Here is a 15,479-nt window from a genome sequence, read left to right on the forward strand (position 1 = left end):
ACAATCCTTCACGATGAGCATCCAGATCCGCCCCCTCCAACCCACCGACCGCACCGCCTGGCAGCCCCTCTGGGACGGCTACAACGCCTTCTACGGCCGCGCCGGCGAGACCGCCCTGCCCGACCAGATCACCGAGACGACCTGGGCCCGCTTTTTCGATGCGGCCGAACCCGTCCACGCCCTCGTGGCCGAAGATGGAGCCGGCCAGCTGCTCGGCCTCGTCCACTACCTCTACCACCGCAGCACGACGCGCATCGAGCTGACCTGCTATCTGCAGGACCTGTTCACGACGCCGGAGGCTCGTGGCAAAGGCGTGGGCCGGCAGCTGATCGAGGCCGTCTACGCCGCTGCACGCGACGCCGGCATCAAGCGCGTCTACTGGCAGACCCATACCACCAACGCCGCCGGCCGCGCTCTCTACGACAAGGTCGCCCACCACGTGGGCTTCATCGTCTACGCGCGCGACGTGGCCTGACGACATGCGACTGCTCTGCATCACCGCCCTGCTGCTGTGCGCGCTGCCCGCGCTGGCCCGCGCGCAGGCGACGCCGGCCACTTGCTCGCTGACGCCGGTCAACGGCGAGATACGCGAGCTGACCTCGGGTGGCCGCAAACGCATCTACCGCCTCTTCGTGCCCGCCAACGCCGCCGGCCAGGCCCGCCTGCCGCTGGTCTTCGACCTGCACGGCACGGGTGGCAACACCACCGGTCGAGCCAAGGAGACCGGCTTCGAGGCCCTGGCGGCCCGCGAGGGCTTTGCCGTCGCCACCCTGCAGGCCGAGGACTCGCGCTGGAACGTGCCCGTCTTCACGCCGCGCGCCGACGATGTGCAATACGTGTCCGACGTCATCGACGACATCGCCGCCCGCAGCTGCATCGACCCGGCACGGGTCTATGCCACCGGCTTCTCGGGCGGCGGACGCATGTCCTCGCTGCTGGGCTGCCGGCTGAACGACCGCATCGCGGCCATCGCGCCGGTGGGCGGGCTGCGCTGGTTCGGTCCCTGCTCGGGCCGCGCGGTGCCGGTGCTGACGGTGCACGGCCTGGCCGACTTCACCAACGCCTATGAAGGCCACGGCGACCGTGGCGCCGAATGGGTCGAGAGCGTGCCCGAGGCGCTGGCCGGATGGGCGGCTCACAACCGCTGCCAGCAAAAGCTGGTGCAGGACAAGCAGGCCGGGCCGCTGCAGACCCTGCGCTACGCCGGCTGCGAGCGCGACGCCGAGGTGAAGCTGCTGCGCATCGACGGCATGGGCCATGTCTGGCCGCGCACCGAGGTCGATGCCACGGCCGTGATCTGGCAGTTCTTCAAGGCCCACCCGCTGCGCTAGGTCGGCAGCGGGCGCGCCTCAACCGCGGCGGCGGCGCGTTCCGGCCAGGGCCGCGAGGGCCAGGCCGATCAAGGCCAGGCTGGCCGGCTCGGGCACAGGCACGGTGCCCACGCTGACGATGTCGACGACCGGCGAGCTCAGCGCGGCGGCCGCCTGGAAGTCGGCGTCGGTGGCCACGAAGGCCCCGCCCGGGTCGAGCTTGCCCAGTGTCGTCGTGAGGGTGTGGGTCGCATCGAGCACGCCGCCAAAGCGCGCCCACAGGCCGAGATAGGACTCGACGAAGTAGTAGCGCCCCGCTTCCATCACGATGTCGAGATAGGTCGTGTCGCCCGAGGCCAGGATGCCGTTCTCCTCGGACACGCCTTCCAGCCGGAAGTCAGCGCGCGACTCCGCCTGGCTCCAGTAGCCGGTGGACTGGGGCTCGAGGCCGAGGTCGTAGTCGTAATCGAAGGCGGCGGCCGACAGCGAGAACACCGTCAGCCGGGTCTTGGCATAGACCGTCGGGTCGGTGATGAGGCCGCCCGGGGCGGGCACATTGAGGTCAGGCACCGGCGCGACGTTGGACGTGAAGTCCAGATGGTTCTGGATGGCGCGGTGCTCGCCCGTCGTGCCGCTGAACAGAAAACTCTGCAGGCCCAGCGAATGGCCCGAGACGCGCGAATAGCTGGTGCCCGAGAAGGCGCCCTGCTTGAGGATCAGCGTACCGGCCGCGCCCGAGGCATCGATGCTGGAACGCGTGGCCTGGCCGCCGGCGATGCCCAGCGGATTCGTGGCCGACACCGCCGCCGTGAAGCCGCCGGACACGTTCTGCTGCTGGATCTCCATCATGGTGGCGCTGAAGTCGCCGTTGACTTCGCATTTGTCCGGCGTGGTGGCACCGGCCGTGCGGGCCGCGGCGCTGCGGCAGTCGCGCACATAGCTGGCGGCATAGGCCGCGTTGGAGATCGCAACCGGCACTGCCAGCGCCGGCAGGGCCGCGCCTGCCAGACTGAGCAGCGCAATGCCGCGGACGAGTTGCTGCCTGAATGCGTTCTGCATGGCCCCTCCTGTTTGGATATGCCCGCGATGATGTCCAGCCACCGCACGCCGCGAATCCCCACAGTTGCGGGGCCGGGAGAACGCCTAGATGCCGCCTCGCGCGGCCTGCACAATCGCCCGATACCCGTCCCGGAGACCCGCATGCCCAACATCCGCGCCTATGCCGCCCTCGCCCCCGGCGGCGCCCTGCAGCCCTTCGACTACGACCCCGGCCCGCTGGGCGACGAGGACGTCGAGATCACGGTCGAGCATTGCGGCATCTGCCATTCCGACCTCGCCATGATCGACAGCGAATGGTTCCCGGCGGCCTACCCGGTCGTGCCCGGCCACGAGGTCGTCGGCCGCATCACCGCCATGGGTGCTCATGCCAAGGGCCGGCAGATCGGCCAACGCGTCGGCGTGGGCTGGCACAGCAGCAGCTGCACGCATTGCAATTTCTGCCTGGGCGGTGAACAGCATCTGTGCGGCAAGCGCCAGCCGACGCTGATCGGCCGCCACGGCGGCTTTGCCGACCGGCTGCGCGCCCATTGGAGCTGGGCCGTCCCCCTGCCCGACGCGCTGGACCCGGCCGCCGCCGGCCCGCTGATGTGCGGCGGCGGCACGGTCTTCCTGCCCTTCGTGCTGCACGCCATCAAGCCCACGGACCGCGTCGGCGTCGTCGGCATCGGCGGCCTGGGCCACCTGGCCGTCAAGTTCGCGCGCGCCTGGGGCTGCGAAGTGACCGCCTTCACCTCGTCTGCCTCCAAGCGCGACGAAGCCCTGGCCCTGGGCGCCCACAAGACCCTGTCCAGCGTCGACAAGGCCGAGCTGAAGGCGGCCGCCGGCAGCCTGGACTTTTTGCTGATCACCGTCGGCGCCGCGCTGAACTGGGACGCCCTGCTGGCTACGCTGGCCCCCAAGGGCCGCATGCACCTGGTGGGCGTCGTCACCGACGCGCTGAGCCTGAAGAGCGGCGGCCTGCTGAGCTGGCAGAAGAGCCTTTCCGCTTCACCGACGCCGCCGCCTTCGGTGCTGAAGACCATGCTGGAGTTCTCGGCCCGCCACCAGATCCTGCCCCAGGTCGAGCGCTTCTCCATGAGCCGCGTCAACGACGCGCTGGATCATCTGCGCAGCGGCAAGGCGCGCTACCGCGTGGTGCTGGACGCGGACTTCTAGGCAGCCGTCACGACTGCGGCGTCGGGCTTTCGGGCGCGAGCGCCGACTTCGGCAGACGCTGCACCTGCTGCGGATAGGGGATGTCCACGCCGAGGTCTCGCAGCGTGTGCAGCACGGCGAGGTTGACGTCCGAGCGCACGCCGCCGCTGCCGTTCTCCGGATCCATGATCCAGAAGAAGACGCTGAGCTCCATGCCGCTGTCGGCAAAGCGGCTCAGCTGCACCGACGGCCCCGGGTCGCTCAGCACCCGCGGCACCTCGACGACGGCGGCCGCCAGCGCCTTCATGACGGCGTCGACATCGCAGTCGTAGTCCACCTGCACGGTGGTGGACAGCAGCACCCGCGGGTCGGCCAGTGAGGAGTTCTCGACCCGCTGCGTGATCAGGATCTCGTTGGGCACGATGGCTTCCTTGCCGCCCAGCGACCGGATCACCGTGTAGCGCGTCTTGATGTCGGTCACCCGGCCCTCGAAGCCATCGACCTTGACCATGTCGCCGATGCGCAGGGACCGCTCGGCCAGGATGACGAAGCCCGACACGTAATTGGCCGCCAGCTTCTGCAGGCCAAAGCCCAGGCCGACGCCCAGGGCCCCGCCCAGCACGCCCAGGGCCGTCAGGTCGATGCCGGCCGCCGACAGCGCGAACAGCAGGCCGATGAAGAGCAGCAGGGAGCGGATCGCGTTGGAGGCGATCTTGCGCATGGACAGGTCCAGCGACTCGCGGCGCAGCAGCTGGGCCTCGATGGCCGCCGAGATCCACAGCGCCAGCACCAGCACCAGGGTCGCCGTCAACCCGCCTTCGATGAGGTTGCGCAGCGTCAGCTTGACGGTGCCGAACTTCCAGCCGATGTCGTCCAGCTCGTCCATCAGCACCGGCCACAGCCCGGTGATCCACAGCACTGCGCCTATCCAGACCAGCCAGGAGCCCAGCTTCTCCAGGGCCTTGAAGGCCGTCGAGTTGGGCCAGGCAGCGCGCAGCACGCGGGCGATGAAGCGGATGGCGGCCAGCGACACCAGTACCGGCAGGGCCAGCTTGAACAGGGCCGGCGCCAGGCCGTAAAGCGGCAACAAGCGGCGTGCACCAAAGGCCAGGCCCAGGGCGAGCAGCGGAAAGAGCGCGCCGTCGATGACGCGCTCGCCGAACAGCACGCTGTTCTCGCGCTTGGCGATGGCGCGCGACAGCGCCCAGCTCAGCAGGCCGGCCAGGGCCAGGCAGGCGAGCAGCAGGCCCCATTCGGCCAGGGCGTCGGCGCTGAAGACACGGGCAAGCAAGGCCTGGAGCTCGGCCAGGCTGAGAGGTTGATGCATCGAGTTCTAGTCAGTTGGGGACAGAGCTGCTCGCTTCGCGAGGGCGGTCTGTCCCGCAAGGTTCACAAGTCGGCCAGCACACGCAGATGGACGCCCACGCTGCGCGACAGGGCATGAAGGTTATAGCCACCCTCGAGGACCGACACGATACGGCCCTGGGCATGGCGCTCGGCCACGGCCTTGATCTTGAGCGTCAGCCATTCATAGTCGGCCTCCACGAGGCCGAGCTGGCCCAGGTCATCGTCGCGGTGGGCGTCGAAGCCGGCCGAGATGAAGATCATCTGCGGCTTGAAGCGCTCCAGGGCCGGCAGCCACATGGCCTCGACGATCTCCCTCACCTCGCCGCCACGCGTGTAGGCCGGCAGCGGCACATTGACCATGTTGGTGCCCTTGGGCACGGCGCCGCTGTAGGGATAGAGGGGGTGCTGGAACAGGCTGACCATCAGCACGCGCTCGTCGCCGGCAATGATGTCCTCGGTGCCGTTGCCATGGTGGACGTCGAAGTCGACGATGGCGACGCGCTTGAGGCCCTTGACGTCCAGCGCATGCCGGGCCGCGATGGCCACGTTGTTGAAGAAGCAGAAGCCCATGCTCTGGTCGCGCGTGGCATGGTGGCCGGGCGGGCGCACCGAGCAGAAGGCGTTGTCGGCGCGGCCGTCGATGACGAGATCGGTGGCCTGCACCGCCGCACCCGCGGCATGCAGGGCGGCGGCCCAGGTGTGGGCATTGGCCGAGGTGTCAGGGTCGACGGCACAGCGTTCGCCCTTCTCGGCGCAGTCGCGCAGCATGGCGCCGATCTCGGCCACATAGCCATGGGTGTGGGCCAGTTCCACGTCCTTGAGGTCGACCGGCTGGGCATCGACATACTCCAGCGCCTGGCCCAGGCCCGAGGCGATCAGCCAGTCGTCGATGGCGGCCAGCCGCTGCGGGCACTCGGGGTGACCCTCGCCCATGTCGTGACGGCGGCACTCGGGGGGATTGAAATACGCGGTGGGCATCTACCGTTGTCTCTTGCTATGGTCTGGTCCATGACGACGCCATCACGAACGCTGGCAGGGCAACTGCAGTCCCTGCAAAACCAGATTAGCACGGTCATCAAGGGCAAGCCGGCCCAGATCGCCGATTCCCTGGCCTGCCTGATGGCCGGCGGGCATCTGCTGATCGAGGACCTGCCCGGCGTCGGCAAGACGACGCTGGCCCATGCCCTGGCCATCTCCCTGGGCCTGAAGTTCTCGCGCCTGCAGTTCACGGCCGACCTGCTGCCCAGCGACCTGCTGGGCGTCTCCGTCTACGAACGCGAGAAGAACGGCTTCGCCTTCCACCCCGGCCCGGTCTTCGCCCAGGTGCTGCTGGCCGATGAGATCAACCGCGCCGGCCCCAAGACCCAGAGCGCCCTGCTCGAGGCCATGGAGGAGCACCAGGTCAGCATCGAGGGCATCAGCCACCCCTTGCCCGAGCCCTTCTTCGTCATCGCGACGCAAAACCCCAGCGAACAGCTCGGCACCTTCCCGCTGCCGGAGTCACAGCTGGACCGCTTCCTGATGTGCATCTCCCTGGGCTACCCCGACGCCGCCGCCGAGCGCGAGCTGCTGATGGGCGAGGACAGCCGCGAGCAACTGAAGACGCTCAAAGCCGTCATGACGCCGCCGGAACTGATCGCCGCCCAGGCCGCCGTCAAGGCCATCCATGCCGCGCCGCCGCTGCTGGACTATCTGCAGGCCCTGATCGCCGCGACGCGCTCGGGCCAGTGGTTCGTCGAGGGCCTGTCGCCGCGCGCCGGCCTGGCCGTGCTGCGCGCCTCCCGCGCCCGGGCCCTGCTGCAGGGACGCGACTACGTCTCCCCCGACGACGTGCAGGCCATCCTGCCCCAGACCATCGCCCATCGCCTGCAGCCCCGCGCCGGTGCCGGTCGTGGGGCGAGAGAGCAGGTACGGGCCATGATCGAAGCCCTGCCTTTGCCGTGATCCAGGCCCTGCGCCAACGCTGGCAGGCCTGGTGGCAGGCCCGGCAAGCGCCCGCCGACACCCACCAGACGACCCAGCGCAACGTCTACATCGTGCCGACCTGGGCCGGTCTGGCCTTCTGCGGCACGCTGGGCGTGCTGCTGCTGGCCAGCATCAACGAGCAGCTCAGCCTGGGCTATGCGCTGACCTTCGCGCTGACGGGCGCCGGCCTGGCCTCCATGCACACGACGCACGCCAACCTGCGCGGCCTGCAGATGGACCTGAAGGCGCCCGAGGGCGTGCACGCTGGCGACGAATACGCGCTGGAGCTGCGCCTGCACAACCCCGGCAGCGACCGCTTCGGCATCGCCGTCAGTGCCCAGCTCGACAGCGGCGTGACCGAGCCGGCCTGGATCGACGTGCCGGCCCTGGGCCATGCCGTGCTCAAGCTGCGCCTGCCGGCGGACAGGCGCGGCCTGCGCGAGCTGCCCCGCCTCATCGTGACGACGCGCTTCCCCTTGGGCTTCTTCCGCGCCTGGAGCTATTGGCGGCCGGCGGCCAAGGTCTGGGTCTATCCCCGCCCCGAAGACGGGGTGGCCCCCTTCCCCACCCAGGCCGAGGCCGGCTCCGCCGATGCCGCGTCGACCCGCCGGGCCAGCAGCGGCACCGACTTCTCCGGCGTGCGCGCCTACCGCCGCGGCGACTCCATGAAGCAGATCCTGTGGCGCAAGTCCGCCCTGGCCCTGGACCAGGGCCTGCCGCTGTGGGTGCGCGAAACCGAGGCGCCACTGGCCCAGGACCTGTGGCTGGACTGGCGCGACACCCAGGGCCGCGACGTCGAAGCACGGCTGTCGCGGTTGGCTGCCTGGGTGCTGGCCGCGGAGCGCCTGGGCCAGCCCTATGGCCTGCGCTTGGGCAGCCAGGAGATAGCGCCGTCGCTCGGCGCGGCCCACCGACAGGCCTGCCTGGAAGCGCTGGCAGGATTTGGTTCATGAAGGCCCTGACTGCTTGGTGGACCCGCCTGCCGCGCGACACCCGCGACAGCTTCTTCCTGCTCGGCGTCATCACGGCCGTCGTCGCCCCGCATGCCGGCCATCTGCCCTGGTGGAGCAGCGCGCTGACCGCGGTCGTGCTCGGCTGGCGCGGCCTGCTGGCCTGGCGCCAGCGCCCCCTGCCCGGCCGCTGGTGGCTGCTGGCCGTCATCGCGCTCTACACCGGCATGACCTGGCTGACCTTGCGCACCCTGATCGGCCGCGAAGCCGGCATCACGCTGCTGGTGATGCTGATGGCGCTGAAGACGCTGGAGCTGCGCGCGCGCCGCGACGCCTTCGTCGTCTTCTTCCTCGGCTTCTTCCTGGTGCTGACGCAGTTCCTGTACTCGCAGTCGCTGCTGATGGCCGTCTGGTCGCTGGTGTCGCTGTGGGGGCTGCTGGCGGCCGTCGTGCTGGCCCAGATGCCCACCGGTGTGCCCAGCATCGCCATCGCGGCCCGCCGCGCCGCGGGCACGACGGCCCTGGGCCTGCCCGTCATGGTGCTGCTCTTCGTGCTGTTCCCGCGCGTCGCGCCGCTGTGGGGGGTGCCCACCGAGGCCATAGGCAAGACCGGCCTGTCCAACCAGCTCGAATTCGGCGCGATGAACGAGATTGCCAACGACGACAGCATCGCGATGCGGCTCAAGTTCGACGGCCCGCTGCCGCCGCCCGACCAGCGCTACTTCCGCGGCCCGGTGCTGACCCGCTTCGACGGCAAGACCTGGCGCGCACCCGACCCACGTCCCAGCCAGAACTGGCTGCGTGGCCGCGACGAACTGGGCACCAGCGGCCCGGCCCTGCGCTACGAGATGACGCTGGAGCCGCTGCGCATCTCGGTGCTGCCACTGCTGGAGATGAGCCCCGGCACCGTGGGCAACCAGATGGTGGTGGCCGAACTGACCTTCACACGCGGCCCCGAGCTGCAGTGGGTGGCGTCCCGGCCCATCACCGAGAGGCTGAGGTTGGAGGGCAGCGCCCACGTGGCCTGGCGAGCCGGCGAGAGGCGTGTGCGCCTGCACCTAGCCACCGACCTGGAGCTGCCGGCCGACCAGAACCCGCGCACCCAGGCCTGGGCCGCCGCGCTGGCCGCCGAGCCGCGCTTCGCCAGCCTCACGCCTGGCCCGCGCGCTGAAGCGCTGGCGGCGGCCGTGCTCGACCATGTGCGCGGCAACGACTTCCTCTACACCCTCTCCCCGGGGCGCTACGGTGAAACGTCGCCCCATGTCATCGACGAATTCTGGTTGGACCGGCGCCTGGGCTTCTGCGAACACTTCGCGTCGGCCTTCGTCGTCGTCATGCGTGCCATGGGCGTGCCGGCCCGTATCGTGACCGGCTTCCAGGGCTGGGACACCGAGCCCCAGGACGGCTACTACGTCGTGCGCAATGCCAATGCCCACGCCTGGGCCGAGTTCTGGGTCGAGGGCCGCGGCTGGGTGCGCAGCGACCCGACCGCCGCCGTCGCCCCCAACCGCGTCATCCAGGGACTGGCCCTGCGGCCGCAGCCCGGCGTCATCGGCCAGATCAACCCGACGCTGTGGCGGGCGATGCGCAATGGCTGGGAAACCGTCAACAACCGCTGGCAGCAGCTGGTGCTGAACTATTCGCGTGAGAACCAGTTCGACCTGCTCAAGAAGATGGGCTTCGAGCGCGGCGACTGGACCAGCCTCGGCCAGGTGCTTGCCGGCGTCATCCTCGCGCTGGCCGTCGCCGGCGCGGCCTGGATACGCTGGAGCAGCCGCCCGCATGACGCCTGGAGCCGCCAGCGCGCCCGCATCGCCGCCCTGCTGGCCCGCGCCGGCGTCAGCATCCCCGCCCACGAAAGCCCCGCCGCCTGGGCTCGCGCCCTGCGCCGCCAGCATGGCCAGAAGGCCGAGCCGGCCGCGCAGTGGCTGGAGAAGCTGGAGCGCTCGCGCTACGCGCCCGGTGCGCCGGCGCCGGCCTGGGGCGAGTTCCGCACGGCGGCCCGTATGCTGCGGGCGTGAAGTTCAGACATCTGCCCCTGCTGGCCAGCCTGCTGCTGGCCTGTTCCGTCCACGCCAAGCCCCATCGCGCCAAACCGGCGCCGCCGCCCGAGCCTCTGGGCGAGCGCCCCGCTGTCATCGCCTTTGCCGACGAACTCGCCAGCGCCCAGGGCTGGGACGCCGCCGCCCTGCGCGGGCAGCTGACCCAGGCCCTGGACCTGCCGCGCGTGAAGCAGCTCATCCTGCCGGCTGCTGTCGGTACGGCCAAGAACTGGACGGCCTACCGCGACCGCTTCATCGAGCCCAAGCGCCTGGACGCCGGTGTGGCCTTCTGGGCCGAACATGAAGCGGCGCTGGCCCGGGCTGAGAGCAGCTATGGCGTGCCGGCCGAAGTCATCGTCGGCATCATCGGCGTCGAGACCTTCTACGGCCGCATCACCGGTGGCTTCAAGGTGCTGGATGCGCTGGCGACGCTGGCCTTCGACTTCCCCACCGAACACCCCCGTGCGGCCGACCGCCAGACCTTCTTCCGCAACGAGCTGGCCGAATTCCTCAAGCTCTGCCGCGAGAACGGCCTGGACGCCGCCGACGTGCGCGGCAGCTATGCCGGTGCCTTGGGGCTGCCACAGTTCATGCCTGGCAGCTGGCGCCAGCATGCGGTGGACTTTGACGGCGACGGCCGCATCGACCTCATCGCCAGCCCGGTGGATGCCATCGGCAGCGTGGCCCACTATCTGTCGGAATACGGCTGGAAGCCCGGCGACGCCACCCATTACAGCGTCAAGCTGCCGGCCGACCGCCGCGAGCGCGCCCGGCTGCTGGCGCCCGACATCAAGCCCACCTTCACGGCCGCCGAGCTGAGCGCCGCTGGTGCCCTGCCCTCGGAGGCCGCGCGCGACCACGACGGCCCCATGGCCGTCATCGAATTGCAGAACGGGCCGAAGAAGCCGCCCACGGTGCTGCTGGGCACGCAGAACTTCTGGGTCGTCACGCGCTACAACTGGTCGGCCTATTACGCCTTGGCCGTCATCGAATTGGGCCAGGCCGTGAAAGCCCGGCGCTTGCAGCAAAGATGAGCACACTGCGGCCGCGCAAACAGCCGACACAGCCGCGCGCCATCGAGACGGTGGCCTGCATCCTCGAGGCGGCGGCCCAGATCCTGGAAGCCCAGGGTTTCGAGGCCTTCAACACCAATGCGGTGGCCGAGCGCGCCGGCGTCAGCATCGGCTCGCTCTACCAGTACTTCCCCGGCAAGGATGCCCTGCTGATCGCGTTGATGGAGCGCGAGAAGCAACGCTTCCGTGATGACGCTGCCGCGGCGTTGGCCGAGCCCTCGGGCCGCACGGCGCTGCGGCATCTAATCCAAGCCGCCGTGCGCCAGCAACTCGATCGGGCCGAACTGGCAAGGCTGCTGGACCTGGAAGAGGAAAAGCCCGAGACCCGCCAGGTGCTGGAGGGCAAGAGCGGCTTTGCCGGACTGATCCGGCGCATCCTGGAGATGCCCGGCCTGCCGCTACAGCCGGACGTCGCAGGCGCGGCCGACGACGTCGGCCAGCTCATCCGGGCCTTGACCGACGCGGCCGGCCTGCGTGGCGACAGCGACGCCGCGGCCCTGGAAAAACGCATCGCCGCGGCCGTCTTCGGCTATCTGGGCGCCGCGCAAATGTGAGCAAGGGCGCCGGGCAAGCCGCTCTGCCCGAGAGGCTGCCCATGCGAGTAGCCCGAAAGCCCTCCAAAACCGACGATGAAGGCTCTGAAAAACCTTTGGAGCCTTCCATGACCACAGCATCGACTTTCGCCCCCATGAAGCTCAACCATCTGAGCTTCCCCTCCCTCGACCCCGCCCAGACCTCGGCCTTCTTCGAGAAATACCTGGGCTTCACGCGCTCGCTCGTCGGCGGCTTCTGGATCCTGAAGCGGCCTGGCTTCGACGTCGTCATCGAGAACGGCAGCGGTTTGGCACCGGACTGGCCCCGGACCTTCCACGTCGGCTTCGAACTGCCCACGCGAGCCGACGTCGAGGCCCTCTACGCCGCCATGGCCGCCGACGGCGTGGCCATGGAAACCGAGGTCATCAGCCATGAACGCGGTTCGCGCTTCTTCTGCCGCGCTCCGGGCGGGGTGATGTTCGAGCTGAATACGCGGGCCGATGCGACGCCCGAGTACCGCGCCACCTTCGACTGAGATCAGTACGGAGCGGGCATGAGCACGCCGGCTTCGACCGAGATGAAATACGGCGACACCGTCGGCCAGGTGGCCAGGTTGTACTGCCCGCCGGCCACGCGCTTCTCGACCTGCAGGCTGCGGAAGGTCAGCGGCTTCTTGGCCTGGACCGTCGTCGGCGCGATCGTCGGTTTCAGGAAATAGGCGCGGCCGGTGCGCCCGCCGGCGCCGTCGTCATTGCCCATGACGGTGGCGGTGTCGCCATCCACGACGACGGCCGTCTGCTCGTCCACGCCGATGCCGCGCAAGGCCTGCCAGCCGTCCCAGCCGTCGGCCGACAGGCGGGCCAGGAAGGTGACGAGGCGGCCCATGCGGTCGCGGGCGACGAGATGGGCGTCGGTGATGACGTTGCCCATCAGCGGCAGCGCATTCAGGAAGCTGCGGTCCAGCGTGACATTGCGGTCATAGGGATTGGCCATGGCTTCGGCCGACGAGACCGACTGGTTGGCGCCCGAGTAGTCGAACTGGCCCAGCACGGCCAGGCCGGCGCTGGTGCCGCCGAAAGGCACCTTGCGCGCGACGGCCGCCTTCATGGCTGCCTCCAGCGGCGTGCCGGCCCATTGGGCGATATAGGTGGACTGGTCGCCGCCGGCGATGAAGAGCACGTCGGCGCGGTTGACGAGGTCCAGCACTTCGGGAGCGCTGGCGCCGGCCCGTGTCTTCAGCACGATGGATTCGACGGAGTCGACGCCATCCATGGCCATCAGATAGGCGTTGTAGCCATCGGCGCCCGAGGTGCGCAGGATGACGACATCGACCTTGGCCGCCGTGCCGCCGCGGGCCTTGGCGATCATGGCGCGGAAGGCGTCGTCCACATCGATGCCCCCGCCCATCAGCACCAGCAGATTGCTCGCCGGCTGCGGCGGCAACGCGTCGGCGGCGCTGCCGCTGCGGTAGACGTCGTAGTCCCGGTTGCCGGCCGTGGCCTTGGCGCCGCTGCCGGCACTGCCACCGCCCGCGGCGGCGGCCAGGCTGACGCAGAGCAGACCCAACGAGATGATGTGACGAACCCAGCCCTTCCAGCGCTTCATGCGACCTCCACGGTGATGGCGGCTCGAGTGTGGCAGCCCCGGCCTCAGAAGGCCAGTTCGACCTCGGGCATGGCGGCTTCGTCCGGCGCCGGTCCTTGCGGCCCGGACCCCACCGGACTGCGATCCATCCAGTAGCGGCGGCGCCGCTCACGCTCACAACTCGACTCGCCGTTCGCGCTCGCCCACCGCCAGGCCCCGCACGACGGGCTGGCGACGATCGCGATGCCGGCGGCCTGATAGCGCGCCAGCACCGGCGGCGCCGGATGCCCGAAGCGGCTGCGGTAGCCGGCCTGCACGACACCCACGGCCGGGGCCACGGCGGCCAGCAGTTCGGCACTCGACGAGGTCTTGCTGCCATGGTGGGGCACCAGCAGCACGTCGGCATGGAGATCGGCCTCGCGCTTGACGAGCAACTTCTCCTGCTCGGCCTCGAGGTCGCCGGCCAGCAGCGCGCGCCGGCCAGAAGCCGCGGTGATGCGCAGCACGCAGGACAGGTCGTTGGGCCGGAAGCCGCCGCCGTAATGGGCCGGCGTCGGATGCAGCACGTCAAAGCGCACGCCGTCCCAGGTCCAGGCCTGGCCGGCTTCGCAGCGCTGCGCCGGTGCGCCGGCACTCAGCAAGGGATGCCCCGGCTCCAGCGAACTGCGCAGTTCGGTCACCGACAGCGCCTGCATCAGCACCGCTGCGCCGCCCACATGGTCGCCATCGCGGTGGCTCAGCATCAGCTGGTCCAGCCGCCTCACGCCCAGGGAGCGCAGCAGCGGCAACAGCACGCGTTCGCCAGCATCCGAGCCCGGCGCATAGGTCGGTCCGGCATCAAAGACCAGCACATGGCCCTGGGTGCGCACGACGACGGCATTGCCCTGGCCGACGTCGGGCGCCAGCAATTCGAACTCGCCTGCCGGCGGCCGGGGCACGGCCGGCCACAGCAGCGGCAGCATCATCAGCAGGCCGGCGGCGCGCAAGCCCCAGGGCAACCTCAGGACGATCAGCGCGGCCCCCACCAGGGCCAGGGCCTGCAACCACAGCGGCGCCGCCGGCAGCCACCACACCGCCGCCGGCCAGGCCATCAGCAGCTTGAGCCAGGCCATCAAGGCCTGCATCAGCAGCGCGGCCAGGGCCCACAAGGGCGTGAACAGGCCACCGGCCAGGGCCAGCGGCGTGATGACGAAGCTGATCAGCGGGATGGCGACCAGATTGGCCAGCAGGCCGACGACGGACAGCTGGGCAAAGCAGATCAGGCTCAGCGGTGCCAGGCCGAGGGTGGCGATGAGCTGGGTGCGCCACGCCGCCTTCAAGCGGGCACGCCAACCCTCGGCGCGCTCGCCGCCGGCCGCCATCAGCAGGCCCACGGCGCCAAAGGACAGCCAGAAGCCCGCCTGCATCAGTGCCCAGGGGTCGACGGCCGTGACGATGACGGCCGCCGCCAGCAGCAGCAGCGGCCAGGGCCAGCGCAGGCCGACACTGCGCAGCCCGGCCACCACCGCCAGCATGACGACGGTGCGCTGGGCTGGCACGCCCCAGCCCGAGAACAGCGCATAGGCGCAGGCGACCGCCACGCCCACCCAGCGTGCGGCCGTCGGCGCCGGGACGCGCAGGCAGAGCCAGCGGCTGCGGCGCCACAGCGGCGCGACGAGGGTGGCGGCCAGCCAGCCGAGCAGCACGACATGGCTGCCGGAGACCGACAGCAGATGCGCCACGCCGGTGTCGCGGAACAGATGCCAGTCCTGATGACCGATGGCGTTCTGGTCGCCCAGGCTCAGGGCCGCCAGCACGCCAGCCATGCCGGGGTCGGCCACGCGCTCGCGAATGGCGGTGCGCAGGCGCTGGCGGGCCGCGTCCAGCGACCACCAGGGCGCTGCCTGCAGCCTCTGCCCCACCCGCACGACGCCGCTGGCGCGCAGGCCCTGCTCGAAAAGCCACAGCTCGACATCGAAGCCGCCCGGATTGGCCAGGCCATGGGCGCGCTTGAGCCGGGCCGTGAAGCGCCAGCGTTCGCCGGCCGTGATGGGCGGCGTGTCATAGGCGAGCAGCATCAGCCGGCGCGGCACCTCGGGCGGCAGGGCCGCGCCCGTGGGGCCGACCGCGTCCACCTCGAACTCGAAGCGCCAGCCGGGCACGCCGCCCTGGCCGGTGACGGCAATGGGCAGGGAATCGACCCGGCCCGTCAGCACCAGATCGCGCCCTTCCCAGGCCGGGTGCAATTCGGGCTTCATGCGCAGTTCGGCGCGCAGCGCGGCCTGCGTGAAGGCGAGCATGGCGACCGCGCCAGCCAGCGCCAACCAATGCCGGCGGCGCAGCAGCAGCAACAGCAGCAACAGCAGCAAGCCTAGGGCCAGCAGCGCGTACTCGGCCGGCGTCGGCAGCCGCTCGCAGCGATGCAGCAGAGCCAGGCCGCCCAGCCAGGCCAGGCCGCTCGCCACCAGCTCGCGCATGCCCCACGGCCGCTGTGCCAATGCC

The 15,479-nt window shown here is 70.3% G+C and carries 14 protein-coding genes; 9 read left to right on the forward strand and 5 right to left on the reverse strand.

Annotated features, from left to right (window positions below; translation table 11 throughout):
• The first annotated feature begins 13 nt into the window (after nucleotides 1-13).
• Nucleotides 14-475 carry a GNAT family N-acetyltransferase gene (locus J2X20_RS02560; protein WP_310260417.1) on the forward strand — a complete coding sequence of 154 codons (462 nt, stop codon included), beginning with the start codon at nucleotides 14-16 and terminating at the stop codon, nucleotides 473-475.
• A 4-nt stretch (nucleotides 476-479) separates the two neighbouring features.
• Nucleotides 480-1,331, forward strand: a complete 852-nt coding sequence (locus J2X20_RS02565; RefSeq protein WP_310260419.1) for a CE1 family esterase — start codon at nucleotides 480-482, stop codon at nucleotides 1,329-1,331.
• 18 nt (nucleotides 1,332-1,349) lie between these two features.
• Here J2X20_RS02565 and J2X20_RS02570 read toward each other — a convergent pair whose 3' ends face one another.
• Nucleotides 1,350-2,369: a PEP-CTERM sorting domain-containing protein gene (locus tag J2X20_RS02570; RefSeq protein ID WP_310260421.1), complete on the reverse strand. Its 1,020-nt coding sequence runs from the start codon at nucleotides 2,367-2,369 to the stop codon at nucleotides 1,350-1,352.
• 141 nt (nucleotides 2,370-2,510) lie between these two features.
• On the opposite strand from J2X20_RS02570, the gene ahr reads away from it, so the two are divergent.
• On the forward strand, nucleotides 2,511-3,524 hold the full coding sequence (gene ahr / locus J2X20_RS02575; protein ID WP_310260424.1) for an NADPH-dependent aldehyde reductase Ahr: 1,014 nt from the start codon (nucleotides 2,511-2,513) through the stop codon (nucleotides 3,522-3,524).
• Between the two features lie 7 nt (nucleotides 3,525-3,531).
• Here ahr and J2X20_RS02580 read toward each other — a convergent pair whose 3' ends face one another.
• Together J2X20_RS02580 and J2X20_RS02585 are read right to left on the reverse strand one after the other, a co-directional pair.
• Entirely contained in the window at nucleotides 3,532-4,830 is a 1,299-nt protein-coding gene (locus tag J2X20_RS02580) for a mechanosensitive ion channel family protein (RefSeq protein WP_310260428.1), read from the reverse strand.
• A 62-nt stretch (nucleotides 4,831-4,892) separates the two neighbouring features.
• Nucleotides 4,893-5,828 carry a histone deacetylase family protein gene (locus J2X20_RS02585; protein ID WP_310260430.1) on the reverse strand — a complete coding sequence of 312 codons (936 nt, stop codon included), beginning with the start codon at nucleotides 5,826-5,828 and terminating at the stop codon, nucleotides 4,893-4,895.
• Nucleotides 5,829-5,858: 30 nt separating this feature from the next.
• Between J2X20_RS02585 and J2X20_RS02590 the strand changes: the two genes are divergently transcribed.
• The 6 genes from J2X20_RS02590 (at nucleotide 5,859) to J2X20_RS02615 (ending at nucleotide 11,949) form a co-directional block, all read left to right on the forward strand.
• Nucleotides 5,859-6,794: an AAA family ATPase gene (locus tag J2X20_RS02590; RefSeq protein ID WP_310260433.1), complete on the forward strand. Its 936-nt coding sequence runs from the start codon at nucleotides 5,859-5,861 to the stop codon at nucleotides 6,792-6,794.
• Nucleotides 6,791-7,768 carry a DUF58 domain-containing protein gene (locus J2X20_RS02595; RefSeq protein ID WP_310260436.1) on the forward strand — a complete coding sequence of 326 codons (978 nt, stop codon included), beginning with the start codon at nucleotides 6,791-6,793 and terminating at the stop codon, nucleotides 7,766-7,768. Before J2X20_RS02590 ends, J2X20_RS02595 begins: the two co-directional genes overlap by 4 nt.
• Nucleotides 7,765-9,786 carry a transglutaminase TgpA family protein gene (locus tag J2X20_RS02600; RefSeq protein ID WP_310260439.1) on the forward strand — a complete coding sequence of 674 codons (2,022 nt, stop codon included), beginning with the start codon at nucleotides 7,765-7,767 and terminating at the stop codon, nucleotides 9,784-9,786. Before J2X20_RS02595 ends, J2X20_RS02600 begins: the two co-directional genes overlap by 4 nt.
• Nucleotides 9,783-10,841: a lytic murein transglycosylase B gene (mltB, locus tag J2X20_RS02605; RefSeq protein ID WP_310260442.1), complete on the forward strand. Its 1,059-nt coding sequence runs from the start codon at nucleotides 9,783-9,785 to the stop codon at nucleotides 10,839-10,841. The genes J2X20_RS02600 and mltB overlap by 4 nt, the downstream gene beginning before the upstream one ends.
• Nucleotides 10,838-11,434, forward strand: coding sequence for a TetR/AcrR family transcriptional regulator (locus J2X20_RS02610; protein ID WP_310260444.1), 597 nt, complete (start codon nucleotides 10,838-10,840; stop codon nucleotides 11,432-11,434). Before mltB ends, J2X20_RS02610 begins: the two co-directional genes overlap by 4 nt.
• 134 nt (nucleotides 11,435-11,568) lie before the next feature.
• Complete coding sequence (locus J2X20_RS02615) at nucleotides 11,569-11,949, forward strand: VOC family protein (protein WP_310265083.1); 381 nt, start codon at nucleotides 11,569-11,571, stop codon at nucleotides 11,947-11,949.
• Nucleotides 11,950-11,951: 2 nt separating this feature from the next.
• Here J2X20_RS02615 and J2X20_RS02620 read toward each other — a convergent pair whose 3' ends face one another.
• Both J2X20_RS02620 and J2X20_RS02625 read right to left on the reverse strand, forming a co-directional pair.
• Nucleotides 11,952-13,019, reverse strand: a complete 1,068-nt coding sequence (locus tag J2X20_RS02620; protein ID WP_310260446.1) for a cyanophycinase — start codon at nucleotides 13,017-13,019, stop codon at nucleotides 11,952-11,954.
• A 44-nt stretch (nucleotides 13,020-13,063) separates the two neighbouring features.
• Nucleotides 13,064-15,475: a DNA internalization-related competence protein ComEC/Rec2 gene (locus J2X20_RS02625; protein ID WP_310260448.1), complete on the reverse strand. Its 2,412-nt coding sequence runs from the start codon at nucleotides 15,473-15,475 to the stop codon at nucleotides 13,064-13,066.
• Nucleotides 15,476-15,479: the final 4 nt, after the last annotated feature.

The sequence above is a fragment of the Roseateles saccharophilus genome, from assembly GCF_031458095.1.
Classification (GTDB): Bacteria; Pseudomonadota; Gammaproteobacteria; order Burkholderiales; family Burkholderiaceae_C; genus Pelomonas; species Pelomonas saccharophila_A.